The 25,078-nt window shown below is 52.5% G+C and carries 22 protein-coding genes; 7 read left to right on the top strand and 15 right to left on the bottom strand.

Annotated elements, in window-relative coordinates:
- Positions 1 to 125 precede the first annotated feature (125 nt).
- Positions 126 to 1,052, top strand: a complete 927-nt coding sequence (gene rlmF, locus HVZ39_RS16965; RefSeq protein ID WP_047359435.1) for a 23S rRNA (adenine(1618)-N(6))-methyltransferase RlmF — start codon at positions 126 to 128, stop codon at positions 1,050 to 1,052.
- Here the strand turns inward: rlmF and ybiO are convergent.
- The 6 genes from ybiO to rhtA form a co-directional block, all read right to left on the bottom strand.
- Positions 1,049 to 3,286 carry a mechanosensitive channel protein gene (gene ybiO, locus HVZ39_RS16960; RefSeq protein WP_181632733.1) on the bottom strand — a complete coding sequence of 746 codons (2,238 nt, stop codon included), beginning with the start codon at positions 3,284 to 3,286 and terminating at the stop codon, positions 1,049 to 1,051. The genes rlmF and ybiO overlap by 4 nt on opposite strands.
- A 118-nt stretch (positions 3,287 to 3,404) precedes the next feature.
- Complete coding sequence (gene glnQ / locus HVZ39_RS16955) at positions 3,405 to 4,127, bottom strand: glutamine ABC transporter ATP-binding protein GlnQ (RefSeq protein ID WP_003035246.1); 723 nt, start codon at positions 4,125 to 4,127, stop codon at positions 3,405 to 3,407.
- Positions 4,124 to 4,783 carry a glutamine ABC transporter permease GlnP gene (gene glnP, locus HVZ39_RS16950; protein ID WP_003035248.1) on the bottom strand — a complete coding sequence of 220 codons (660 nt, stop codon included), beginning with the start codon at positions 4,781 to 4,783 and terminating at the stop codon, positions 4,124 to 4,126. The genes glnQ and glnP overlap by 4 nt, the downstream gene beginning before the upstream one ends.
- A 107-nt stretch (positions 4,784 to 4,890) precedes the next feature.
- The gene (glnH, locus tag HVZ39_RS16945; RefSeq protein WP_016152370.1) at positions 4,891 to 5,637 is read right to left on the bottom strand and encodes a glutamine ABC transporter substrate-binding protein GlnH; all 747 of its coding nucleotides are present in this window, start codon (positions 5,635 to 5,637) and stop codon (positions 4,891 to 4,893) included.
- Between the two features lie 365 nt (positions 5,638 to 6,002).
- The gene (gene dps, locus HVZ39_RS16940) at positions 6,003 to 6,506 is read right to left on the bottom strand and encodes a DNA starvation/stationary phase protection protein Dps (RefSeq protein ID WP_006685362.1); all 504 of its coding nucleotides are present in this window, start codon (positions 6,504 to 6,506) and stop codon (positions 6,003 to 6,005) included.
- 303 nt (positions 6,507 to 6,809) lie between these two features.
- Positions 6,810 to 7,697 (bottom strand): threonine/homoserine exporter RhtA, encoded by an 888-nt coding sequence (gene rhtA, locus HVZ39_RS16935; protein WP_016156069.1) that lies wholly within the window; start codon positions 7,695 to 7,697, stop codon positions 6,810 to 6,812.
- 411 nt (positions 7,698 to 8,108) lie between these two features.
- On the opposite strand from rhtA, the gene ompX reads away from it, so the two are divergent.
- On the top strand, positions 8,109 to 8,624 hold the full coding sequence (gene ompX, locus HVZ39_RS16930; protein WP_016152372.1) for an outer membrane protein OmpX: 516 nt from the start codon (positions 8,109 to 8,111) through the stop codon (positions 8,622 to 8,624).
- A gap of 63 nt (positions 8,625 to 8,687) precedes the next feature.
- Here the strand turns inward: ompX and HVZ39_RS16925 are convergent, their stop codons facing one another.
- Positions 8,688 to 10,274 carry a phosphoethanolamine transferase gene (locus HVZ39_RS16925; protein WP_181632732.1) on the bottom strand — a complete coding sequence of 529 codons (1,587 nt, stop codon included), beginning with the start codon at positions 10,272 to 10,274 and terminating at the stop codon, positions 8,688 to 8,690.
- Between the two features lie 276 nt (positions 10,275 to 10,550).
- On the bottom strand, positions 10,551 to 10,679 hold the full coding sequence (gene mntS / locus HVZ39_RS16920; RefSeq protein WP_046274644.1) for a manganase accumulation protein MntS: 129 nt from the start codon (positions 10,677 to 10,679) through the stop codon (positions 10,551 to 10,553).
- A gap of 186 nt (positions 10,680 to 10,865) precedes the next feature.
- Between mntS and mntR the strand changes: the two genes are divergently transcribed.
- Together mntR and HVZ39_RS16910 are read left to right on the top strand one after the other, a co-directional pair.
- Positions 10,866 to 11,339, top strand: coding sequence for a manganese-binding transcriptional regulator MntR (gene mntR / locus HVZ39_RS16915; protein ID WP_003831586.1), 474 nt, complete (start codon positions 10,866 to 10,868; stop codon positions 11,337 to 11,339).
- Positions 11,336 to 12,445 (top strand): anion transporter, encoded by a 1,110-nt coding sequence (locus HVZ39_RS16910; protein WP_181632731.1) that lies wholly within the window; start codon positions 11,336 to 11,338, stop codon positions 12,443 to 12,445. The genes mntR and HVZ39_RS16910 overlap by 4 nt, the downstream gene beginning before the upstream one ends.
- Positions 12,446 to 12,525: 80 nt before the next feature.
- Here HVZ39_RS16910 and ldtB read toward each other — a convergent pair whose 3' ends face one another.
- Positions 12,526 to 13,446: a L,D-transpeptidase gene (ldtB, locus tag HVZ39_RS16905; RefSeq protein ID WP_003035268.1), complete on the bottom strand. Its 921-nt coding sequence runs from the start codon at positions 13,444 to 13,446 to the stop codon at positions 12,526 to 12,528.
- Positions 13,447 to 13,678: 232 nt separating this feature from the next.
- Between ldtB and HVZ39_RS16900 the strand changes: the two genes are divergently transcribed.
- Positions 13,679 to 15,271 carry an ABC-F family ATPase gene (locus HVZ39_RS16900; RefSeq protein WP_016156073.1) on the top strand — a complete coding sequence of 531 codons (1,593 nt, stop codon included), beginning with the start codon at positions 13,679 to 13,681 and terminating at the stop codon, positions 15,269 to 15,271.
- A gap of 143 nt (positions 15,272 to 15,414) precedes the next feature.
- Here the strand turns inward: HVZ39_RS16900 and HVZ39_RS16895 are convergent, their stop codons facing one another.
- The 4 genes from HVZ39_RS16895 to HVZ39_RS16880 all read right to left on the bottom strand — a co-directional run bounded on the left by HVZ39_RS16895 (position 15,415) and on the right by HVZ39_RS16880 (position 21,105).
- Entirely contained in the window at positions 15,415 to 16,677 is a 1,263-nt protein-coding gene (locus HVZ39_RS16895; protein ID WP_181632730.1) for a DUF1479 domain-containing protein, read from the bottom strand.
- A gap of 153 nt (positions 16,678 to 16,830) precedes the next feature.
- On the bottom strand, positions 16,831 to 17,646 hold the full coding sequence (locus tag HVZ39_RS16890; RefSeq protein ID WP_047359428.1) for a Cof-type HAD-IIB family hydrolase: 816 nt from the start codon (positions 17,644 to 17,646) through the stop codon (positions 16,831 to 16,833).
- A 121-nt stretch (positions 17,647 to 17,767) separates the two neighbouring features.
- The gene (locus HVZ39_RS16885) at positions 17,768 to 20,200 is read right to left on the bottom strand and encodes a glycyl radical protein (protein ID WP_049040697.1); all 2,433 of its coding nucleotides are present in this window, start codon (positions 20,198 to 20,200) and stop codon (positions 17,768 to 17,770) included.
- 5 nt (positions 20,201 to 20,205) lie between these two features.
- Positions 20,206 to 21,105 (bottom strand): glycyl-radical enzyme activating protein, encoded by a 900-nt coding sequence (locus HVZ39_RS16880; RefSeq protein ID WP_016152383.1) that lies wholly within the window; start codon positions 21,103 to 21,105, stop codon positions 20,206 to 20,208.
- Between the two features lie 132 nt (positions 21,106 to 21,237).
- Between HVZ39_RS16880 and fsa the strand changes: the two genes are divergently transcribed.
- Entirely contained in the window at positions 21,238 to 21,900 is a 663-nt protein-coding gene (gene fsa / locus HVZ39_RS16875; RefSeq protein WP_019076360.1) for a fructose-6-phosphate aldolase, read from the top strand.
- Positions 21,901 to 22,019: 119 nt separating this feature from the next.
- Here the strand turns inward: fsa and moeB are convergent, their stop codons facing one another.
- Positions 22,020 to 22,769: a molybdopterin-synthase adenylyltransferase MoeB gene (gene moeB / locus HVZ39_RS16870; RefSeq protein ID WP_137367128.1), complete on the bottom strand. Its 750-nt coding sequence runs from the start codon at positions 22,767 to 22,769 to the stop codon at positions 22,020 to 22,022.
- Positions 22,769 to 24,004, bottom strand: coding sequence for a molybdopterin molybdotransferase MoeA (gene moeA, locus HVZ39_RS16865; RefSeq protein WP_181632729.1), 1,236 nt, complete (start codon positions 24,002 to 24,004; stop codon positions 22,769 to 22,771). The genes moeB and moeA overlap by 1 nt, the downstream gene beginning before the upstream one ends.
- A 175-nt stretch (positions 24,005 to 24,179) precedes the next feature.
- On the opposite strand from moeA, the gene HVZ39_RS16860 reads away from it, so the two are divergent.
- Complete coding sequence (locus tag HVZ39_RS16860; RefSeq protein WP_181632728.1) at positions 24,180 to 24,968, top strand: aminoglycoside adenylyltransferase family protein; 789 nt, start codon at positions 24,180 to 24,182, stop codon at positions 24,966 to 24,968.
- The last annotated feature ends 110 nt before the right edge of the window (positions 24,969 to 25,078 follow it).

The raw sequence follows: 25,078 nt of genomic DNA, 5'->3' as shown, positions 1-25,078 counted from the left end.
AGGTGTCTGTTTTTTGAACAATCAGCAAGCCATCAAATAGGTATAAAAAAAGCAAATTTCCTTGCTGTGTGTTTACCGCGTGGCGTTATGCGGGTATCTTACGCCGCTGTTAAAAGGAGAATGCTATGCCCCCCCAGAAACCGGGATTACACCCACGCAACCGCCACAATGGCCGTTATGATCTTGCGACTTTATGCCAGGTTACACCCGAGTTGACGCAATTTCTCACCCTCACGCCAGGCGGCGAGCAGAGTGTTGATTTCGCGAATCCGCAGGCAGTGAAGGCGCTCAATAAAGCACTGCTGGCGCATTTTTATGCGGTGAAAAACTGGGATATTCCAGACGGTTTTCTGTGCCCGCCGGTTCCTGGTCGCGCTGACTACATTCACCATCTGGCCGACCTGTTAGGTGAAACCAGCGGAACCATTCCGGCAAATGCGAGCGTGCTGGACGTGGGAGTTGGGGCAAACTGTATTTATCCGTTGATCGGCGTGCATGAATATGGCTGGCGATTCACCGGTAGTGAGACCAGTAGCGAAGCGTTTAACAGCGCTCAGGCGATCGTAAATGCCAATCCGGGGTTAACTCGTGCTATTCGTCTGCGTCGCCAGAAAGATGCTACGGCAATCTTCAACGGTATCATTCACAAGAATGAGCAATATGAAGCCACATTGTGTAACCCGCCTTTCCATGATTCTGCGGCTTCAGCCCGCGCCGGAAGCGAGCGCAAACGTCGTAATCTGGGGCAGGATAAAGATGATGCGCTGAACTTTGGCGGGCAGCAGCAGGAGCTGTGGTGTGAAGGCGGTGAAGTGGCGTTCATCAAAAAAATGATCGCCGAAAGCCAGGCCTTTGGCCGTCAGGTGATGTGGTTCACCACGCTGGTTTCGCGCGGTGAGAATTTGCCTCCGCTGTACCACGCGTTAACGGATGCGGGGGCGGTGAAAGTGGTTAAGAAAGAGATGGCCCAGGGGCAAAAGCAGAGTCGCTTTATTGCCTGGACCTTTATGGATAACGATCAGCGTCGCCGTTTTATGGCGCGTAAACGCTAAAGCGTTGGCTCGGTTGGCGGCAGCGGTTCGCTTGCTGCCGACGCAGGGCCATTCACCGGTGCAGGCAAAACCTGATACGTCTGTACTGGCGCGCGTACGTTGGCCAGATCGAAGTATTTCTTCACCTGGCTGTCGAGCGCGAAACGTACCGTCCACTGTTTCAGCGGTAATGTGGTAAATGAGACCCGTAGCGTGAAGGCCGTATTGGTTAACCCCACAATCCCGGCAAACGACGGCTCGCCAATAATCAGCCCGCGAATATCGTCCTGTTCCATCACTGCAGCCACAGCGTCTTTCAACGCCTGATTCGCTTTATCTGCATCCTCATGGCGGTCTACGTCGTAATTGGCGACGACCGATCCAATCCCGCGCACAAAGTTGGCGAAGGTCGTTATCGATGACCAGGGAATGATATGGTACGCCCCGGTGTCCTGACGGACGCCCACAGAGCGGATGGACATCCGTTCAACCGTACCGGTGAGTGGGCCGATAGTCACCAGGTCGCCGGTGTTCATGCCATTTTCGAACTGAATAAAGATCCCGGTAATAATATCTTTTACCAGCGTTTGCGAGCCGAAAGAGATAGCCAGCCCCAGCGCCCCGGCCCCGGCCAGTAAGGGCGCGATATTGACGCCAATTTCGGATAGCACAATCATGATGGTGATCGTGCTGATGATCACCGCCAGCGCGTTGCGAAACAGCGTCAGCAGGGTGCGGGTACGGGCGCTGGGGAGCGGGCGGCCGTGAATATCGGAAGCCAGACGATTTTCAATCAGGCTGGCAAGGATCGTCCAGCCGATGGCGGAGAAGAATAAAATCAGCGCGATACGGATCAGGATATCCACCGTTTTTTCTCCTGCGCCGTAATGCAGCCAGTTCCAGAAGTCGAACAATCCCCAGGCATTCAGTAGCAGCATTACCGCGACGCACACCGTCAGGATCCTGGCCACGCTTAACGCCGTCGACAGCCAGCCATTCAACCGTTTTTGTAGTTCCGGATAGCTGCGCTGGGTGTGTGGCGAAAGGGTAATAGTTTTGGCTATCCAGCGGGAAAACATGCCGGAAACAAAAGCGGCGATTCCAATGATCACCAGGCTACGCAGCGTAGCGCCCATCATGAATTTCAGGCTGTTGCCAGGATCAAACAGCGAGAAGAAAAACAGCACAATGAAGTAGGCGCTGGCCAGCCAATGCCATACCAGCGCAAAGGCGCGGATAAACAGGCTGAAAAACGCTAACGATCTTTCCGCCAGATTCAGCAAATGCTGCGTTATCTCTTTCTTGTTTCTGAAAATCAGGTACAGCGCCCATAGCGTGATACAGAGCATGATGATGACGTTTGCCATCGCGCCGACCTGCACGTTGACCTGATTCGAGATAATGGGAACGGCAACGATAAGTCCGTATCCAATCAGGCTGCTCAATGAACTTAAACGGCGATTCCAGTAGCGCGCACCGGCATCCTGAATGTTAAACGGGCGCAGTTCGGCCACCGTTGGGCAAAATATCAGGCGTAGAATGGCTTTGAAGAACTCAATCAGCGCAAAGGCATTGAGGAACAGACTTTGCTGAAAGGCGATAGTGCGGCTACCGGCGTTCATTCTGTCGCTCAGTATCTGCCCGACAAACAAAGTCAGCGCCAGCAGAAGCAAATCGATAATGAATGCGCCGATGATCATCGCCGGAAGCTGGAGCCAGTTGCTGCGTTCGCGGTTTTTCCGTCGTGCCCATTGCCCCATTTTGCGATACAGCGGCAGCGCACACAGGCGAAGCAGCCAGAAAAAACCGAACACTGACGCCGCCAGCATTAAAAAATGGGTCAGGGCATTGGTGAACGTTTGCGGGTTAAAGGTCTTGTGTGGTGCATCGGTAATATTGCGGTAAAGCTGAGCAAAGCGGCTGGAGAGCGCCTCACCGTAGTGGCGGGTGACATCCGTGACGTTTTCCAGCACCGTTTTTTCTTCCGTTAACGTGGGCGGAACAATGGTTGGCACCGGCTCGGCAGGGGGCGCTGTCGCCACTTTGCGTAACTGACCGATCAGTTCCTGGCGCGAGGCATCATTTTCCAGCACATCAGCCAGTGCGCCGTAGGCCGCTTTCTTCTGTTCAACATCCGGCTCTTTCGCCGGCGCGGTTTGCGCGTTGGTTGACGTTGGCGTAGTGACGCCAGGTATCGTCACCGCCTGAGTCGGGAGACTCACCAGACAAACAAAGATGAACAGGATCCAGCGCATGACTCCTCCCATGAGAAAATAAATTCAAAAGGATAAGTATAGATGTCAGGGCGGGGGAGAAATGAAATGAGAGGATTCTGGTGAAAAACCTCCCTTCAGGCGAAGGGAGGGAGAGCTATCAGGAAACGTGCTGCAAGAATTCCTGTAAACGTTGGCTGGGCGGATTTTCAATCAGGGCCTGCGGATTACCGTCTTCGGCAATACGTCCCTTATCAATGAAAATCAGGCGTGAAGCCACTTTTTCGGCAAAGCCGATTTCGTGGGTCACAATGACCATGGTCATCCCTTCCTCCGCCAGATCCTGCATAACTTTCAGAACTTCGTGGCGCAGTTCCGGGTCCAGCGCTGAGGTTGGCTCATCAAACAGCATCATTTTCGGCTTCACCGCCAGCGCACGGGCGATCGCCACACGCTGCTGTTGACCGCCAGACAGCTCAGAAGGGTAGTGATGCGCACGCTCGGCCAGACCTACTTTCGCCAGCAGCTCTTTAGCCAGTTTCTCGGCCTGTTCTTTATTCGCCCCGCGTACGCGCTGCGGTCCGAACATGACGTTTTCCAGCGCCGTCAGATGCGGGAACAGGTAGAACTGCTGAAACACCATCCCGGCTTCCTGGCGGATTAACCGCTCGTCTACCTTTGGATCGTTTACCTTCAGACCGTCGACGATCAGATCGCCAGAGGTTATCTCTTCCAGTTTGTTAATGCAGCGCAGCAGGGTTGATTTGCCGGACCCGGATGGCCCGATAATTACCACCACTTCGCCCTGCTGAATGTTCAGGTCAATATTGTGCAGCACCTGGGTTGGGCCAAAGTGCTTAGAAACGTTTTTAAATTCAATCACAGGATTTTCATCCTTCTTTCCAGACGACGCAGAATGAAGCTCAGCACCAGCGTAATGATCAGATAGAACACCGCAACGGCGCTCCAGATTTCCAGTGCGCGGAAGTTACCGGCAATGATTTCCTGGCCCTGACGGGTCAGTTCAGCGACGCCAATGACAATAAACAGCGAGGTATCTTTAATGCTGATGATCCACTGGTTGCCCAGCGGTGGCAGCATACGACGCAGCGCGAGAGGTAAAATAACGTGGCGGATAGTCTCTGTACGTGAAAGCCCAAGCGCCAGTCCGGCTTCGCTGAATCCTTTATGGATTGAGAGCACCGCGCCGCGGGTGATTTCCGCAATATAGGCGCCGGAGTTGATCATGATGGTGACAACGGCGGCGCTAAAGGGATCAATGCGTAAATCGTTAAATGCCATTGGCAGGGCAAAGTAAATAAACATCACCTGCACAACGATTGGCGTACCGCGAATGACTTCGATAAACACCAGCGCTACGTGGTTGGCTATCCAACCGCCGAAAGTACGCGCAAACCCTGCTGCAAGCCCGATTATCAGACCGCCTGCCAGACCGAGGACCGAGATCCACAGGGTCATTTTGGCGCCTTCAATCAAAAGCGGGATGGCGGGCCAGATGGCACTCCAGTCAAACTGCATATTTCGTTCCTGTTACCGTGGTGAGAAAAGTAATGAGCCATAACGTGATGACTCAAAATTGCAGGCCCGGCGGCGCTGGCGCTACCGGGCGTTACAGAACGTTCTTGTTATTTAGGTTCGGTACCGAACCATTTTTTGTAGATTTCGTTGTATGTGCCGTTCTCTTTCAGCGTTTTCAGCGCGCCGTTCACTTTCTCACGCAGTTCATCGCTGCCTTTCGGGAAGGCGATACCGTACTGCTGGGCTTCCAGGGATTCGCCTACTGCTTTGAACTGACCGTTGCCAGCGGTTTTGATGAAGTAAAGAATGTTTGGCGTGTCGTGCAGTACGGCGTCTGCGCGGTTGGTGCCCAGTTCCATATATGCGTTATCGATATTCGGGAACTGACGCAGATCTTTGGTTTTGATGTTAGCTTTCGCGTAATCAACGGAACCCGTGCCGCTCTTCACAGCGACGACTTTACCATCCAGATCTTTCACGCTTTTCACGTCGTTATTATTCGCTTTGACCATCACTAACAGACCGCTTTTGTAGTAGCCGTCAGAGAAGTCGATCGCTTTCTTACGCTCATCAGTGATGGTGATACCCGCCAGCGCCAGGTCGATATTCTTGGTTTGCAGAGCCGGGATGATGCCGCTGAAATCCATTGGTTTCAGTTCATAATCCAGCTTCAGTTCTTTGGCCACTGCAGCCCACAGATCCACATCAAAACCAACGTATTTGTCACCCTGTTTGAATTCGAACGGTACAAACGCGGTGTCGGTTGCGACAACCAGTTTCTTATCTGCGGCATGGGAGGACACCGCAAAAGCCAGGGTAAGTGCAGCCAGTGAGACTTTTAATACAGACTTCATAGGATTTCCTTTTATATCCACGGGGCGATCCCCTGCGAGAACATATGGCTTAATGAAAAAATCGTGCCAGTTTTGCAACTCATTGTTTTAACAAGAGGGCGTCTCGTTTCTCTGCACAATAAGTAGGGCAAAGTGGGTAATCTGCACTGTTTTGGGGCACTCATTTGGTGCGTACCTGACACAGTGCAAACGGTATGACTATTTAGCGTAAAAATTGTTGATAAAACAATCTTTCGTTAACGATTGTGTGAAGTGATTATTACAAATAATTTACTTTGGAGTGACGAACGATCAATGTCATGCACCATAGATGTGCAAAACCCCCGCCAGGGCGAGGGTTATATAGATAATTCTTATGTCTGCTGTTATTCAATGTTGGCTTCGATAAACCACAGGAATTTGTCGAGGTCGCGTGAAGCGGCGGTGAAGATATCTGCTGTATCTTCGTCTTTTGCTTCGCTAATGGCTTTACGGACGCTGTTAGCGACGACGGCATAACGATCGGCCAGCTCTTTTAAGTGGTCCTGTACGCTATGGATATCCAGCGGATAGCTTTTCAGAGGCGTTTTGCTGTTAATAACCTGGGTGGTACCCAATGCCACACCGCCTAACTGTACGGCGCGCTCAGCCATGGTATCGAGGTGGTCGGTCAGAGCAGTACGGAAGCCATCGAGCATTTCATGCACAGCAATGAAGTTCGCGCCGCGCATGTTCCAGTGAGCCTGTTTGGTGATCAAAGACAGGTCGATGAACTGGATCACTTGCTGATTCAGCAGCTCTACGGTCGCTTTCTTTTCGCTATCTGTTACATCGTTGCGGGTATAAAGGAGGGCAGATGCTTTTGTTTTTACCAGTTTTGCGGTACTCATATTTTCATATCCTCTTGATAATTATGTCCCAGCTCTTCAACGGGAATAAGTATAGCGTGAATTTTGGATTTATTTTTCTGGTGTTACCTATCACTTTAATAGCGAAGAGAGGGGTGGGTATGAAATAACCAATAAAATCATATGGATATGATGGTTATTAATGGGGGTGTGTTATTTTTATGTTAATGTAAAAATTTCAAGAAATATGCAGATGAGAAAATTATATTTATTAGAATAATTATCACGCAGATTTACAATTGGATATTCTGCATGATTATGCAAACCATGCAGAATATTAAGTGGTTAATTCACGTCAACTTGCTTAATTTGTGGTTCTTTGCGAATAGTGAGCGTCGAACCCATTGATGCGACAATAATGGCGCCCAGAGCGAGCGTCTGGACAAGCGTCAGCGTTTCACCGAGGAAGATCATTCCTGAAACCGCAGCCAGTGCGGGTTCCATACTCATCAGAGTACCAAAAGTGCGAGTTGGCAGCCGCGTCAACGCAATCATCTCCAGCGAGTAGGGAAGCGCAGTGGAGAGGACCGCAATGGCCAGGCCTAACGGTAGAATGGACCAGTGCCACAAGGCATCCCCGGCCTGGAGCGCGCCGATGGGTACAAAAATCAGCGCCGCAATTAATGACCCTACCGCAACGGTCGCCGGACCATGTTCCGCGCCGGCACGTTGCCCGGTAAGAATATAGATTGCCCAGCAGGCGCCAGCGCCCAGCGCCAGCGCAGCACCGGTTAAATCCACGTGAGAAACGTCCTGACCTAACGGCAGCAGGAACCAAAGCCCGAGTACAGCCAGTGCAACCCAAATGAAATCCACCGGACGTCGGGATGAAAACAGTGCTACCGCGAGCGGGCCGGTGAACTCCAGCGCTACGGCAATTCCCAGCGGGACGGTCTGGATTGACAGATAGAAGAGATAGTTCATCCCGCCCAGAGACAGACCATAAAACAGCAGCGGCAGGCGTTGTTCTTTGGCGAATCGCAAACGCCAGGGTTTAAAGAAGGCAATAAGGATGAGGGTGCCCAGCGCAAGGCGCAATGCGGTAACGCCCGGCGCACCGACGAGTGGGAATAGCGATTTTGCCAGAGATGCTCCGCTTTGAATGGAGGACATAGCAATAAGCAAAACCAAAATAGGCAACCAGACTGGCGCTTTACGTGACGACCCCGGCATCCTTTCTCCTGTCAAATGATAATTACACGCCTTCATCTGCGTGACGTTGCAAATTTGCTACGACACGGATGACGTGATGTATAGAAAAGTAAAACAGCGAGTGTAATGGAAATACGCACCGCTGGTTGAGTATTCGTTGAAAAAAAAATTGCTCAGTTCCGTACAATGGCATGAAAGTGATGGATTAATAATCTGTGTGATTAGGAATATTCTGGATGAATGTGCCATATTGTGCGCGCAATAATGGCATTTTAGGTTAGAAAAGTGATGTTAATTGAAAGAGATAGCGGGTTTCTGAAACGTTCTGTTACATGAAAGACCCCGTTAGACATCGCGAATCGCAAAGAGTTTCCCATCAATTTTTGGTATATTTAAAACTTAGGATTTACTTGAAGCACATTTGAGGTGGTTATGAAAAAAATTGCATGTCTTTCAGCACTGGCCGCTGTTCTGGCTTTCTCCGCAGGTACTGCTGTAGCTGCGACTTCTACCGTTACCGGTGGTTACGCTCAGAGCGATGCTCAGGGCGCAGCGAACAAAATGAACGGTTTTAACCTGAAGTATCGCTACGAGCAGGACAGCAACCCGCTGGGTGTTATCGGTTCCTTCACTTACACTGAAAAAGATCGTACCGATGCGTCTGGCGACTACAACAAAACCCAGTACTACGGCATCACTGCTGGCCCGGCTTACCGTCTGAACGACTGGGCAAGCATCTACGGTGTAGTGGGTGTTGGCTACGGTAAATTCCAGAACGCAGCATCCCCGGCTGATAACCACACCACCAGTGACTACGGTTTCTCTTACGGTGCTGGTCTGCAGTTCAACCCGATCGAAAACGTTGCTCTGGACTTCTCCTACGAGCAGAGCCGTATTCGTAGCGTTGACGTTGGCACCTGGATCGCTGGCGTGGGTTACCGCTTCTAATCACTTCGGTGATACAAAAAATCCGCCTCTCGGGGCGGATTTTTTTTGTGCGCAACTCAGAGATTAACGAGATTTGGTCTCAAAGATGTCGGTACCCAGATGGTTGTAGTCCACCTTCTGCAATTTGAAGTTGGTGATATACACCGGGCCAGCCTTTTTCTCTGAAATAAAGCGATAGCTGTTGGTGATTTCCTTCGCGCTTATCCCCGTCCACTGCGAGAAAAAGCTGAGGAAATCATTGGCGGAGCGACGGGCTTTAATCACCCGGTGCGCTTTATCATCGCTCGACAGCACCATAAATGGTACCTGGAAATTCTGCTGGAACTGATCGTCATGCGCCAGGTACTGCACCTCTTTCCCCCGCTCTTTAAACGCGAGGCCATGATCGGAGAAATAGACCATCGAGAAGCTGTTACCGCTGTTACGTAACTGATCGTAAAGCTGGCGCAGCAGGTCATCCGTCTGCGTCATCGTGTACAGATAGCAAGATGTCTCTTTTGACTGGACGAAAGTCTCGTATTTACCCTGTGTACGGTCGCAGGCCTGCGGATGTGAGCCCATTAAATGCAGCACGATAAGCTGTGGCTGAGTGCGCTCAGTTGCCAGCACCTGGGCGGTCATCTTCAACAACGCTTCGTCACGGGTATTTTTATCCGCTTCGAAATCACCGCTTTTGAGGAACTGAACTTCATCAGCTCGCTTCGCAATGCTGGCGATGGCCGTATCGTATTCACCAATCTGTCCCTGATTGGAGAACCACCACGTCTGGAATCCCGCGCGGTTGGCCAGAGTGACAAAGTTATCCTGGAACTGGGGTTTATTGTCGACCACCCGATTCAGCGTCAGGCCGAGTGATTTTTGTGTCGAACCGCTTGCCGCAATGTAATCCGCGAAGATGTAGCCGTTAACGGAACTGGCAAACGGGGTGTTATCCCAGTGGCCGCCAAAAGCGCCTAACGCATCGCGGCGGGCGCTTTCGCCGATGACCACGACGTAGGTATGATACTTCGGCTTCACGGCGGTTACCGTCCAGTTGTCTTTCACGCTCGCCAGCTTCGCCATACGCTCTTGTTCGTCGAGCACTTCGTTGTTATTAACGATAACGTCCTTGGCAAAGCGGAAAACCGGATAGCCGGTGTCTTTCAGCTTGAACACGCCGCCCCAGGCCAGGTTTTGCACCGGGGTTACAAAGAACGCGACAACGCTGAACAGCAAACAAATGCTGTCGAACTTGTTCCAGCTACGCTGCTGCACCTCTTTTTTACGGCGTACGGCGATAACTCCGAGGGCGAAAATAAGCACCCCAACCAGATAACTGTACCAGGGGAAGATGGTCAGGATTTCAGTAGACTCTTCCATATTGGTTGAGTGCAGCGCCAGCAAGGTATTGAAGTTCGGCGAACCGTAAGCCTGGCCAAACGGGAAGTACATTGCCGCTATCAGCGAGCAAATGCCAATCAGCACTTTCTGCGCACGCGGCGCGCTGCGCCACAGCAGCATCAATATACAGGTGAAAGCAACGCTATAGAGCAGGCTAAGCGGATAGCCCAGCGCAAGGTTGATCAGCAGAGACTGTAAGAAATAGAGGCCAGTCCACGGACTAATCGCCCGGCTACGAGCAATGATTGAATCTTTGAGGGTTAAATTCATATGCCACTGTTACAAAAACGCCATGTGCTTACCCTGGCGCTAAGGGTCATTGCCTGCCTGAGAGAGCGAGAAGGGGGATAGGGTCCGCATCCGCGAGCCGCAATATATGCAGGGCTGCGAAAAGATAGAGTGTGTGCAAGAGAAGGTCAACTACTACTAAGAAATTGTTTTGCGAGGGGCGTGGCAAAACTGACAAAAAGAAGGGTTATTGGCACGAAAACGATCACCGTATCCGAGTTACGGCAGGAAAATGAAGCGGCGTACCGCGACGCCGCATTATTTATCTGCAGGTTTATCCTGCTCTGGTTTGCTGTTAATCATGTCGCACAGCATAGAGATCAGCATTAACCGTACTTTAAAGGGAGAGTGGCTAAACACGCGCATACACCTCTTAAATTCATTCATATAAACCTCCTGACTTCACGATCCCATCAGTCCTTGAGGGATGTCTTTATTATATACAGATATAGCACAGGCTATATTATATAGCTATTGCTAAAACGTTAATTTTTTGTGCCCACGCAACTCTGGTTTACAATGAGCGTTCTCTAATCAGATGCCGTTAACGCGTCACAGTAACGAGGAAGCAGAATGAGTCGTCGCGCAGGTATGCCAACAACAAAAAAAGTGACGCAATTGGTGAATGTCGAAGAACACGTTGAAGGATTTCGTCAGGTCCGGGAGGCACATCGCCGTGAGCTGATTGATGACTACGTAGAGCTGATTTCCGATCTCATTATTGAGGTGGGTGAAGCACGCCAGGTAGATATGGCCGCACGGCTTGGGGTTTCCCAGCCGACGGTTGCTAAAATGCTTAAGCGTCTTGCTTCAGTTGGGTTGATTGAAATGATCCCCTGGCGGGGCGTGTTTTTAACCGCAGAAGGTGAACGACTGGCTCAGGAGAGTCGGGAGCGTCACCAGATTGTGGAGAATTTCCTGCTGATGTTAGGTATCAGCCCGGAAATTGCCCGTCGCGACGCGGAGGGAATGGAGCATCACGTCAGTAAGGAAACGCTGGAGGCTTTTAGCCGGTTTACGCAACAGCAAGGCACAGGCTCTGAATGAGTTTTCCTTTACTACGCGCCTTACAGCGCGATCGCTTTTTTCAGCTGTTAATCATCGTCGGGGTTGTACTGAGCCTGTTCGTGCCATTTACGCCAAGGTCGTGGCCGGGGGCGATAGACTGGCACACGATTATTACGCTTAGCGGCCTGATGTTACTGACCAAAGGCGTGGAGCTAAGCGGTTACTTCGATGTGTTAGGGCGCAAGATGACCCGGCGCTTTAACACCGAACGTCAATTGGCGATATTTATGGTGCTGGCGGCGGCGCTGCTGTCGACGTTTCTGACCAACGATGTTGCGCTGTTTATTGTTGTTCCGCTGACGATCACCCTGAAAAAATTGTGCGCCATTCCTGTAAATCGCCTGATTATCTTTGAGGCGCTGGCGGTAAACGCCGGATCATTGCTCACGCCAATAGGTAATCCGCAAAACATTCTGATGTGGGGACGCTCCGGCTTATCGTTTACCGCGTTTACCTGGCAGATGGCGCCGCTTGCGGGGACCATGATGCTGACGCTGGTGGTGCTGTGCTGGTTCAGTTTCCCGCATAAAGCATTGCATTATCATACCGGTACGCGCGCACCTGACTGGCAACCGCGCCTGGTGTGGAGCTGTCTGGGGCTGTATATCATTTTCCTGGTGGCACTGGAGTTAAAACACGAGCTGTGGGGCCTGGCGATCGTCGCGGCAGGATTCATGGTGCTGGCTCGCCGCGTGATCCTCAGCGTGGATTGGACGCTGCTGTTGGTGTTTATGGCGATGTTCATTGATGTGCACTTGCTGACGCAACTCCCGGCCTTGCAGGATATTACCCACCAGATTGGCACGCTTTCAGCGCCGGGGCTTTGGTTGACGGCCATTGGCCTGTCGCAGTTTATCAGTAATGTTCCCAGCACGATTTTGCTGCTGAACTACGTCCCGCCAACGCTGCTGCTGGCCTGGGCGGTCAATGTGGGCGGTTTTGGGTTGTTGCCGGGATCGCTGGCGAATCTTATTGCTTTACGGATGGCAAACGATCGACGGATCTGGTGGCGTTTTCATTGGTATTCGGTGCCGATGCTGATATGGGCGGCGCTGGTAGGGTATGGTTTATTGCAGGTGATGTGAGGATTGTGCCCGATGGGGCTGGCGCTTATCGGGCCTACAGGTTAAGTAGGCCCGATAAGGCGAAGGGACAGTTTTGATGCTTAGTTCAGACGAACCGGCATACCTGAACGGTTCTGTACCGCCTGCTCAACGACGGCCTGATCGACGTCAGACTGACCGGTGATGCTGGTAATGCTCTTGTTCAGCGTAATCGGTACGATTTCCCCGCCTTCGAACTGTGCTTCAGTGGTAGACAGTGGGTTGTGTACCTCGATGTAACGGCTGCCGTCTGGTTCAGTCGTGGCTTTTACCGGCTCATCGATAAACTGTACGCGGGTGCCGACCGGCACATTTTCAAACAGGAATTTGATGTCGTCGTTACGCAGACGCACGCAACCGTGGCTGACGCGTAAGCCGACGCCGAAGTTAGCATTGGTGCCGTGGATGGCGTACAGGCGACCGATATACAGCGCGTACAGGCCCATCGGGTTATCCGGACCTGCCGGAACAACAGCTGGCAGTGGTTCGCCCGCAGCGCGGTATTCCGCATGCATTTTTGCCGTTGGCGTCCAGGTTGGGCCCGCTTTTTTACGTTCTACTTTGGTGGTCCAGTTGATTGGCGTGTCTTTGCCCAACTGACCAATACCGATCGGCAGAACAATAACGGTGTTGGTGCCTTTCGGGTAGTAGTACAGACGCATTTCAGCGCTGTTAATAACAATACCTTCATGCACGGTATCCGGCAGGATCAATTGCTGAGGTATGTTCAGGACGGTGCCGCCCTTCGGCAGGAAGGTATCCACGCCCGGGTTGGCTTCCAGCATATTAGACAGACCCATCTGATACTCCGCCGCAAAATACTCCAGCGGTTGGGTGTTGCCTTCAGGAATAGTGATGACCTGGTTTTGGCCGATCAAACGGCTGCCATCGGTAGGCAGCGGGTACGTGACGGCAGAAGCGGTGTTACAAAAACCAACTATTGCGAGTGCCGCCGCGAAAAGCGTTGTTAATTTCATATTCATGTTCATGTATGCGAGATTCAGTGCCAGGCAGGCTAGTGGGTTGAGATTTATGTAGTGTTGGGCACGCATTATATGTGCAATCTGAGCAACAAGGAATTCGGATGTGTACTAAATCACATTTTTTTCCTTTTGCTTTCACTTTATCCCTTCAGCATCAAGGCGCGATCTTATTGCAGACTTATGGCATAATAAGCGGTTCGTCACATATTTCTTTCTCTTTCAGGATACGCCAGTGTTAGTTTCCAGCAACGTCACCATGCAGTTCGGCAGTAAGCCGCTGTTTGAAAATATTTCCGTCAAATTTGGCGGCGGCAACCGTTACGGCCTGATTGGCGCGAACGGTAGCGGTAAATCCACTTTTATGAAAATTCTCGGCGGCGACCTCGAACCGACGCTGGGCAACGTTTCCCTCGATCCGAACGAGCGCATTGGTAAGCTGCGTCAGGATCAGTTCGCCTTTGAAGAGTTCACCGTGCTTGACACCGTGATCATGGGTCACGGTGAACTGTGGGAAGTAAAGCAGGAGCGCGATCGCATTTACGCCCTGGCCGAAATGAGCGAAGAAGACGGCTATAAAGTTGCTGACCTTGAAGTTCAGTATGGCGAAATGGACGGCTACTCTGCGGAAGCGCGTGCGGGTGAATTGCTGCTGGGCGTAGGTATTCCGGTAGAACAGCATTATGGCCCGATGAGCGAAGTCGCCCCCGGCTGGAAGCTGCGTGTGCTTCTGGCACAGGCGCTGTTCTCTAACCCCGACATTCTGCTGCTCGACGAACCAACGAACAACCTGGATATCGACACCATCCGCTGGCTGGAGCAGACGCTGAACGAGCGTGACAGCACCATGATCATCATTTCGCACGACCGTCACTTCCTGAACATGGTCTGTACGCACATGGCGGATCTGGACTACGGCGAACTGCGTGTTTATCCGGGTAACTACGACGAATATATGACGGCGGCAACTCAGGCGCGTGAACGTCTGCTGGCCGATAACGCCAAGAAGAAAGCGCAGATTGCCGATCTGCAATCCTTCGTCAGCCGCTTTAGCGCCAACGCATCTAAATCTCGTCAGGCGACTTCTCGTGCGCGTCAGATTGATAAGATCAAGCTTGACGAAGTGAAGGCGTCCAGCCGTCAGAACCCGTTCATCCGCTTCGAACAGGATAAGAAACTGTTCCGTAACGCGCTGGAAGTGGAAGCGCTGACGAAAGGGTTTGATGAAGGTCCGTTGTTTAAAAACTTTAACCTGCTGCTGGAAGTCGGTGAGAAAATTGCCATTCTTGGTGCCAACGGCGTGGGTAAATCAACCATGCTGAAAACGCTGGTCGGCGAATTACAGCCGGATAACGGTACCGTGAAATGGTCTGAAAACGCCCAGGTTGGTTACTACGCGCAGGATCATGAGTACGAATTCGAAAACGATCTGACGGTCTTCGAGTGGATGAGTCAGTGGAAACAGGAAGGCGACGATGAGCAGGTAGTACGTAGCTTCCTTGGTCGCTTGCTGTTCAGCCAGGACGATATCAAGAAACCTGCTAAAGTGCTGTCCGGTGGTGAAAAAGGACGCATGCTGTTCGGTAAGCTGATGATGCAGAAACCGAATATCCTGGTAATGGATGAACCGACCAACCACCTGGATATGGAATCTATCGAGTCGCTGAACATGGCGCTGGAAATGTACCAGGGTACGCTGATCTTCGTTTCTCACGACCGTGAGTTCGTCAGTTCGTTGGCAACCCGCGTGATTGAAATTACGCCGGAACGCGTAATCGACTTCACCGGTAACTACGAAGATTACCTGCGTAGCAAGGGCGTCGAATAATTTTCCCGTCGTCTTTCGTGTTACAGGTGTGTTGGCTGCACCTGTACACCCCGGTCACTTACTTGTGTAAGCTTGCGGGGATTTACAGGCTGGCCGCCTTCCTGTAACGCGAAATACTTAGGGAAACTTGTGTAAGTTACAAATTAAATAATCCCCAGCGCACGCTTGCCATGGATATTCAAATCATCCAGCGTGAAGCGTCCTTCCCAGTGAGTTTCATAATCCTCGCGTGGGAAATCACCCGGCGATACGCCTTTTTCCAGCGCGGCCTTCACTTTATGGGCGTAGGCCAGATTCTTTTCGCACATCGGTGCGGCAGGGATGTACATCACGTTGCCCCAACCCTGTTGATTTTCTACCGGTGCGACGGAGTGGATCACATCACAATGCCACCAGACGGAGTCTCCGGCGTCCAGTTGCGGAATGCTGGTTAACGCTTCAATCAGCAGCGGATGCCATTGCGCAGAAATCGGCAGAACTCTGCCGGGCGCAACGCCGCAAAGTTCATCTTCCGGCACATCGTCAAGCAATGGACGTAACAGTACCCAGGCCATCGCTTCAGGGATAGGGACCACGTGCAACAACCCCTGACCTGGCAGCATATCGGAGAGAGCAGTCCAGCCCTGGAAGGTGCGGAATACTGAACATTTGGTGGTGTTATCCACCGTGTACTCTTCTACTTCAGTGCGATGCGCGGCCTGCCACGGGTCGTAATCTTCCAGCTTACCATTGAAAACATTAGCAAAGACCTGCTGATATGCCGGCAGAAGCCAGCGTTCCAGCGCGCCGGAATCCGTATGCGCGCCCAGCCCTTTGGACGTCGTTCCCGGTGGACGACGGCGTATGCGGTCGGGGTAGATAACGCTGACATCCGGGTTAAACCATTGCTTATCTTCGCCTGCAAATGTCCAAAGACGGTTGAGAAATGACTGCGCATTTGCCATTTCTTCACTCTGACGGGCCTGCATCTGCGCCTGGGACCAGTAGATGGGGTAGATTTCAGGTCGCGACGCGCTCAGGTTACCAAAGAAATTATCGCCCGGTCCTTGGTAAACGTCGTCAAAATGGTTGCGGTCCAGATAGTCCAGCATTGACCTATCCCAATCGAGGGCTTGTTCGCGAGAGAAATGGCCTTTAATGACCGCGCATCCGCGACGCTTAATTTCTTCACGCTGCTCAGCACTCACGCGACCTGCCTTGATATCCGCATAGGACAACACAGGCCATACCGGAGAGCCTTGCGCTTTGAGGGCGTTGATTTCCGCCACGCGATTGGCAATGGCCTCGCTCAACTGATTGAAAATCAACTGAACATCTCCAAGCTGTTCACGCAATTGCTTTTTCATCTGCCGGATTGCCGCTTTGTGATCGGTGGGCAACGTGTCGCTGGTAAAAGTAAAAGCCATATCCACCTCGCATTAACTTTCATTCGAAACTTGTTTAACTTACAGGTGATAATATAAGTTAAAATTTAGTTAACGCAAGTTTAAAATTTGATGGTGTGAGAAACATGAAAAAGCGTGGAAACCGGGGCAAGGGGATACCCCGGTTGGGCAGGATTAGCAATTAAAAGGGGAAGTGTTATCCAGCACTGCCTGAATCACGTTCAGCGCGCCCTGATGGTTATTGTTGTCGGTCTGATAGCGGGCAATCGATTTGATACTCTCTGCCGCATTGGCCATGGCGAAAGAGTAGCGAGCCATTTTCAGCATTTCTGCATCGTTGCCGCTATCGCCGATGGCGACCACGTTTTGCGGTGACAGGTTCCAGCGCTTTAGCAGACGGCTGATTCCGTTGGCTTTATGCAAGCCTGGAATGATCAGGTCAATAAACCCAAAGCCGCTGGTGACGGGTTTCATTATACCGTCAAGGGCAGAATGAAGGTGATCGATCACTAATGGGATTTGTTGGTCCGGTAAATTCAGCGAGAACTTGAACAGCACATCATCGATGTCCTGATAATCCTTCACGGGTTTCAGGCGATGGTAGTGTTTTGACATCAATGCGACAAAGGACTCGGGGGCATTTTCGCTAACGTAGGCGCTTTGCAGGCCGCAAGCCACAAAGTTGAGATGCGTATCTTTGAGCAGTTCGCCAATGACAATGCGGGATTCGTGGCGGGTCAGCTCACCGTGAAACAGCTGTTTGCCATGTTCAAAGACTAACGCCCCGTTCTCGGCAACAAAAGAGATCTCATTTTTGAGTTCCGGGAAAAAGGAGATCAGTTGGTAATACTGATTGCCGCTGGCCACGACAAATTCAATATCTCGTTTTTTCAGTTCCTGATACTGCGCCATAAAACGTGCATGATCGTATTTTTTGGCGTCGTCGAGAAAAGTTCCGTCCATATCGGTGACGATAACTTTGATGGTCATACTTGCTCCTGGCTCATAACTGCGACCAGAAACATTTTAATAACAATGTGAGCTAAAGCACAAATTTATTTCATTCGAAAGAAGAATACCCGGCAAGCGAAATGCCGCCGGGTAAGGGGGATTACAGCATATGTTCAGTACGTGCGATGATATCGTCCTGCGCATCTGGAGACAGCGCGGTGAAGAAGGCCGAATAACCTGCTACACGGACCACCAGGTCACGATACTGATCCGGGTGTTTTTTGGCTTCCAGCAGCGTTTCACGGGAGACAATGTTGTACTGAATATGCCAGCCTTTGTGCTCTTCAAAGAAGGTACGCAGCAGGATCATCAGCTTTTGCTTATCGGATTCATTCTCCAGCGTGGCCGGGTTCAGCTTCTGGTTTAACAACACGCCGCCGAGGATTGAACCGGTCGGCAGTTTACCCACCGAGCCAATTACCGCTGTTGGGCCGAGATGGTCCGTTCCGGAAGCCGGGCTTGCGCCTTCTGCCAGCGGAGTGTGCGCCTTACGACCATCCGGTGTGGCCATCGTTGCCGCGCCAAACGGTACGTTTGCGGAGATAGACGAGGTACCCGCGTAGTAATTGCCGCCAACCGGGCCACGTCCATAACGCGGATTATGATACTGTTTCAACTCATTGATATAGGTCTGATAAGCACGAGCCAGCAGCGTATCAACGCTATCGTCATCGTTGCCGTATTTCGGTGCGCCGTTAATTAGCCGCTGGCGTAATTGTTCGTGGGTCAGACCGTCAAAATCGTCGGCCAGCGCGGCGGCCAGCTGTTGCTGACCGATAGCGCCTTGTTCAAAGACCAGTTTCTTCACCGCAGCCAGGCTGTTGCCGAGGTTGGCAATACCCACCTGCAAACCCGATACCCAGTCGTATTTCGCGCCGCCTTGCTTAATGCTTTTCGCGCGTTCAATACAGTCATCTACCAGCGCAGAGCACAGAATATCGTGTACGTTCTCTTCCAGCATGGTGTCGACAACATACTCAATTTCGATAGATTTACGCGTGTAGTAGCGAATCTGCGCATCCCAGGCATCCATCACTTCGTCGAAATTGTTGAAGTTACCAGCCGAGAGCGCTTTTTCCTGTGGCAGAAATACTTTACCGCTGGTGGCATCGCGACCACCTTCCAGCGCTGCCAGCATCACGCGGGCAAAGTTAATAAAGCTCATACCGGTACAGCGGTAGCCCCATTTGCCGCCAACAGCGGTTTCGATGCAACCAATGGCCGCATAGTCATAGGCGTCCTGCGGTTCAATGCCAAGCTTAATGAATTCAGGTATGACGATTTCGTCGTTATTAAAGGCAGGCATCCCGAAGCCGCAGCGGATCACCTGTACACAGGCATCCAGGAAATCATTACTCATCCCTGCATGATAACGCACGCTCAGGTTTGGCTGAGTAGAACGCAGGCGACCGCAGGATTCCAGAATGGCGTAGGAGAGCGGATTGACGGCATCCATTGCCTGACCGTTAACCAGGTTTTGGCCACCAATGGTCACGTTCTGATACAGCGGGCTACCCGCCGAGGCTTTCGAATGGGAGCCGGAGCGGATTTTGTTCACTTCCAACAGTTTCAGCCAGCAGCTGTGCAGCAGCTCAATGGCGTGCTCACGATCGAGGCTCTGGTTCAGTTCTACGTCACGACGGTAGAACGGATAGAGGTACTGATCCATGCGACCAAACGACACCGAGTGACCATTCGATTCAATTTGCAGGATCAACTGGATGAAATAGCACAACTGCAGCGCCTGCCAGAACGTTTTTGGCGGCTCATGGGCGATCACATCGCAGTTGTCCGCCATGGTCAGCAGTTCATCACGACGACTGGCGCGAGTTTCCGTGGCCGCCATTTTACGTGCCAGCGCGGCAAAGCGCTCAATGTGCAGACTGACGGCCTCCAGCACGATATCAATCGCTTTCAGAAACTGATCGCCATGGAGGTCTTCCAGACAAGTCAGATTGATGCGGGAACGACGTTCATCAACTTTGTGGCGCAGGCCGTCGAGACCTTTTTCCAGCAGCAGCGGGAAGTTTACCGCCAGGTGTGCATCACCAGAGGTCATGTTACCTTCGGCTTTGATAATGCCGGTTTCCAGCAGCCCTTTCTGCTCGTCCGTAAACATCCCGTAGCAGCGATCCTGCACGGTCTGACCACGCCACCATGGACACACCTCGTGCAACACGCGTTTGTTCTCTTCGCTTACCGCAAAGCCAGCGCCCGGCCTGTCGGCGAGGTCATCGATCTCTTTTTCAATCCACGACACGGTGTATTCCGGGAAGATTGGCGCGGCACGCACTTCGCTTGCCTGGTTACCAATGATCAGTTCGTCATGCTTGATCCAGATGGTGCGTTCCGCCAGATGATGGGCCAGCGCCAGCGCGCGGCGAACCGGAATAGGTTTATCCAGATGCTGTTGGTACATCTCGGTATAGTGCTGGGCGCGCTCGGTACAAACCGGCGGCTTCACGATGTGGATCAGGGCCGTTTTATGCGCTTTGATACGGTCGCTGAGTGTGTCCAGTTTCAGAGTGGTCATGGCGATTATCCTCGTAGGGTCGCGGTTAAACCTTTCAGGCTGGCGTACTGCTGGGCAAATTCGAGCAGCGCAGGCGCATCAAGCGGTTTATCCGGTGCGTTGTAGGGTTGACTGAGTAAGTGGTATTTGTTGATGCCCAACGTGTGGTAGGGCAAAAAATGGATCTCATCGACGTGAAGCTCGTCGGCAGCAAAATCGGTAATGGCCTGAATAGCGGCTTCGTCAGCGTTGAACCCCTGAATCAGGGGGACGCGGATAACCATTTTTTTACCGGCGGCGGCCAGTTTTTTCAGATTTTCCAGTACGCGAGAGGCGCTGCCATCGGTCCACTGTTTAAACGGCGCGTCGGCGACATGTTTTAAATCGGCCAGGAACAGGTCGACGTCAGGTAATGACGGTTCAATATACTTCCACGGGACATGCAGACAGGTTTCAACCGCTGTATGAATACCTGCATCGTGGCTGGCTTTGAGCAGCGCTGCCGCCAGTTCTGGCTGCATAAAGGGTTCACCGCCAGACAGGGTGAGACCCCCGCCGCTGCGATCGTAAAACGGTTTATCACGCACTACGGTCGCCATGATGTCGTCCACGCTTTTTTCCTCTCCGCAGACGGTCAGCGCCTGGGTTGGACAGCAGTGGGTCAGCGCCGTGAGCGCATCATCGGTCAGTTTTTCGCGATGAATCAGCAATCCACTCAGCGCGCGTTCAATCACCTTCGGTGCGGCCTGAGCACAGAGATCGCAACCGTCGAGGCACAAACGCGCGTCATAGAGCAGATCCTGCGTGCGGGCGCGGCTTTCCGGATTCTGGCACCACCGACAGCCCAGAGAGCATCCCTTAAGGAACACCACGGTACGGATACCGGGACCATCATGTGTGGAATAGCGCTGGATATTGAAAATCATAAGCGGCCTCTCATCTTTCGTATAAAGATTAAATTACTTTCGAATGAAAGTTATATTGACGTACGTCAACCAACCGTGAGGTTTCGCCGTGCTACCTTTTATTCATGCTAATTATTCGTTTGAGGAAAGGTTATGGAACTCTATTTAGATACGTCTGACGTTGACGCGGTAAAAGCTCTGGCGCGGGTTTTTCCGCTGGCAGGGGTGACCACTAACCCAAGCATTGTGGCGGCAGGTAAGCAGACGCTGGACGTGTTACTGCCGCAACTGCAGGAAGCGATGGGAGGGCAAGGACGCCTGTTTGCTCAGGTAATGGCGACCACCGCCGAAGGCATGGTCAGCGATGCGCGTAAGCTGCGGGCAATCATTGCGGATATCGTGGTCAAAGTGCCGGTCACGGCAGAAGGTCTGACGGCCATTAAATTGCTGAAAGAAGAAGGGATCCCGACGTTGGGTACCGCGGTATACGGCGCTGCTCAAGGGCTATTAGCTGCGCTTGCGGGGGCCGAATACGTTGCGCCATATGTTAACCGTGTGGATGCGCAGGGGGGGGACGGCATTCAGACGGTGACCGATCTGCAGACCTTACTGAAAATGCATGCCCCGCACGCCAAAGTACTGGCCGCCAGTTTTAAAACGCCGCGTCAGGCGCTGGATTGCCTGCTGGCAGGCTGCGAGTCCATCACGCTGCCGCTGGATGTCGCTCAGCAGATGATTAGCTCTCCGGCCGTTGATGCTGCCGTAGCGAAGTTCGAGCACGACTGGCAGAGCGCATTTGGACGCACTTCTCTGTAAGTCTGTTTTGCCGGATGGCGGCTGACACCTTATCCGGCCTACACAATGCGCTGTTGTAGGCCTGATTGGAGGCATTAGCATCGCCCTCTGGCAATAGTGTGGTGCCGACGATTTCTCTGCTAACTCCCGCAGACCTCACAGGTGGGATTGCGCATCAGCTTCATTTCGCGAAACTGGCAGGTCATGGCGTCGTACATGACGATTTTTCCTGAAGCCGGTTTACCGTAGTTAGCCAGTAGCTTAATGGCTTCCATCGCCTGTAACGAGCCGATCACGCCGATCAGCGGGGCCATCACTCCGGCCTCTACGCAGGTCAGGGCGTTTTCACCGAACAGACGGCTCAGGCAACGGTAGCAGGGCTCTCCTTCCTGGTAGGTAAATACGGTAATTTGTCCTTCCATGCGAATTGCCGCACCGGAAACCAGCGGAACCCTGGCGGCGAAGCATCCGGCATTCAACTGATTGCGGATGCTGACATTATCCGTACAGTCCAGCACCAAATCGTGTTCGGTAATAAGCGTGTGAATCTCGCTCTCGTCCAGCAGGGCATTCACCGGCGTAATGGCGATATAAGGGTTAATCCGCGCCAGTGCGTCGCGGGCGGATAGCACTTTTGGCTGTCCAACGGTCGCATCGCTGTGCAGCGTCTGGCGCTGGAGGTTCGACACGGAGACCGTGTCAAAGTCGAGCAAGGTTAAATGCCCGACGCCAGCGCCTGCAAGGTACTGAGTTGCTGCGCATCCCAGTCCCCCCACACCAACGACCAGTACCCGCGCGTCCTTGAGCGCTTCCTGACCTTCGAAATCGAAGCCGCGCAGAATGATTTGCCGGTTATAGCGCATCATCTCCTGGTCGCTGAGTTCTGCCATTACAGGCCTCCAAACAGTGCGTTAAACGGCTCGACCTCAACCCATTCGCCGGCTTCGACGTTACCGCGATCGCGCTCCAGCACGATAAAACAGTTACCCTGGCTAAAAGAGCTAAAAATATGCGAGCCCTGGTGCCCGGTAGTGGTGACTTCCAGTTCGCCTTCAGCGGTACGCTGCAATACGCCGCGCTGAAAATCCAGACGGCCAGGTGTTTTCTTCAGGCGTGAGGCGGTGCGCACGCGCTGGCGAGGCGGCAGTCCACAGGCGGTGTTGCCGCTGAGTTTCGCCAGGAGCGGTTGTACCAGTTGATAAAAGGTGAGGGCCGCAGACACTGGATTACCCGGCAGACCGCAAAACCAGCTGTTGCTCAGTTTGCCAAACGCGAACGGTTTGCCCGGTTTGATGGCCAGCTTCCAGAAGGCAATTTCTCCCAGCTCTTCCAGAATAGTTTTAGTGTAATCCGCTTCGCCTACTGAAACGCCGCCGGAGCTGATGACGACATCGGCCTGGCTGTCGGCTTCGATAAACGCGGCACGCAGTGCGTTGGGATCGTCGCGAATAATCCCCAGGTTGATCACTTCGCAGCCTAACTGTTGCAGCATCAGGTGAACGGTCAGACGGTTAGTGTCATAAATCTGCCCGTCTCCCAGCGGCTGACCAGGCAACTGCAGTTCATCACCGGTGGAGAACAGCGCCACGCGGACTTTGCGCACAACGGGAGCATCGGCAACACCGAGCGAAGCCAGAACGGGAAGCTCGCCGGTTGTCAGGCAAGTCCCGGCGGGAAACACCACCGCGCCGTTTGCAATATCTTCACCGCGCAGACGAATATTTTGCCCGCGGCGGACTTCGGCGGTAAAACGCACCCCGTCGTCAGTTTGTTCCGTTTGCTCCTGCATCACCACCGCTTCACAACCAGCAGGTACCGGGGCGCCGGTCATAATACGGATGCAGGTTCCCGCAGGCCACTCGCCATGGAAAGGCTGACCGGCAAAGGCTTTACCCGCCACCGCAAGCGGCTGATCAGATTGTAAATCGGCTAATCGTACCGCATAGCCATCCATTGCTGAGTTATCGAATCCCGGTACATCAATGGGGGAGACAACGTCGGTGGCCAGAATACGGCCAAAGCATTGAACCAGCGGCAGCGTTTCGACGGCGGTGAGCGGGGTAATACGCGAAAGCATCTGAGAGAGAGCCGTTTCAAGCGGCATCAGTCCGGCGGTAAATTCCATGAGAAGACTCCTGCGGGGCAAAATCGAATCTGCTCATTATGTCAGAAAATGGACGCGGGCAGTATGCTACCTCAGGCTTAGAATCAGATCTGGTAAAGGTTTTGTGCCAGGGATAGCGCTGCAAGAAGAATGCAGTATAGACTCAATATTTCCGCTCATTTTTCCCTGGGGCTAAATGGCTAATATTATTCCAGACGCAATTCGACGACAGGTGGAGGCCGCCAGTGCGTGCATCCGCCAGATTTTCGAGGGGAATCTCATTGCCCTTCATTTGTATGGCTCTGCGGTTGAAGGCGGCTTAAAACCCCAAAGCGACATTGATTTATTGGTCACCCTGCGTGAACCAATAAATGTCCGACAAAGAAAAAAACTGATGCAGGATTTGCTGACCATTTCAGCGCCTCCCGGCACCTCCGGGCCATATCGTGCGCTGGAAGTGACCGTGGTTCTGCACTCGCAGATCGTGCCGTGGCGATTCCCACCGGCGAGAGAAATGCAGTTTGGCGAATGGTTGCGTGATGATATTCGTGCTGGCGTGTTTGAACCGGCAATGGTGGATGCTGATCTTTCTATTCTGCTGACCCAGGCCCGGCGCGCCAGCGTACCGCTGTTCGGTGAACCGGCTGAAACGTTATTTAACGTCATTCCGTTTAGCGATGTATTGCAAACATTTCGGCATATCCTTGAGATGTGGCAGAAACCGGCTGATTTAGAGGGGGACGAGCGTAATATCATCCTTGCTCTGGCACGTATCTGGTATAGCGTGGTTACGGGTAATATTGTCGCTAAAGATGAGGCCGCATCCTGGCTTCTGCCGCAATTACCCGCTGAGCATGCTGATTTGCTGCAAGCGGCGCGTGCGGAATATCTGGGGTTAACCAAACATAACTGGGCAGCGTGTATGCCGTCTGTAGAACGCTTTGTGTTTTATGCAAAAAAACAGATTACCGATCGGCTTGAATAATTTAGCACCAACGTCGAGAGATCTCCTTTCCGTTAAACACATCTGAATGACCTGATGAGACGGGGTGTGAGGTGCGGGCCTTTACCTTTACATGACGTCTGCATCTTTCT

Source organism: Citrobacter sp. RHB35-C21 (assembly GCF_013816515.1).
Taxonomy (GTDB): domain Bacteria; phylum Pseudomonadota; class Gammaproteobacteria; order Enterobacterales; family Enterobacteriaceae; genus Citrobacter; species Citrobacter braakii.
Note: the sequence above shows the minus strand (reverse complement) of the source record. Positions and strands in the feature narration are given on the sequence as shown.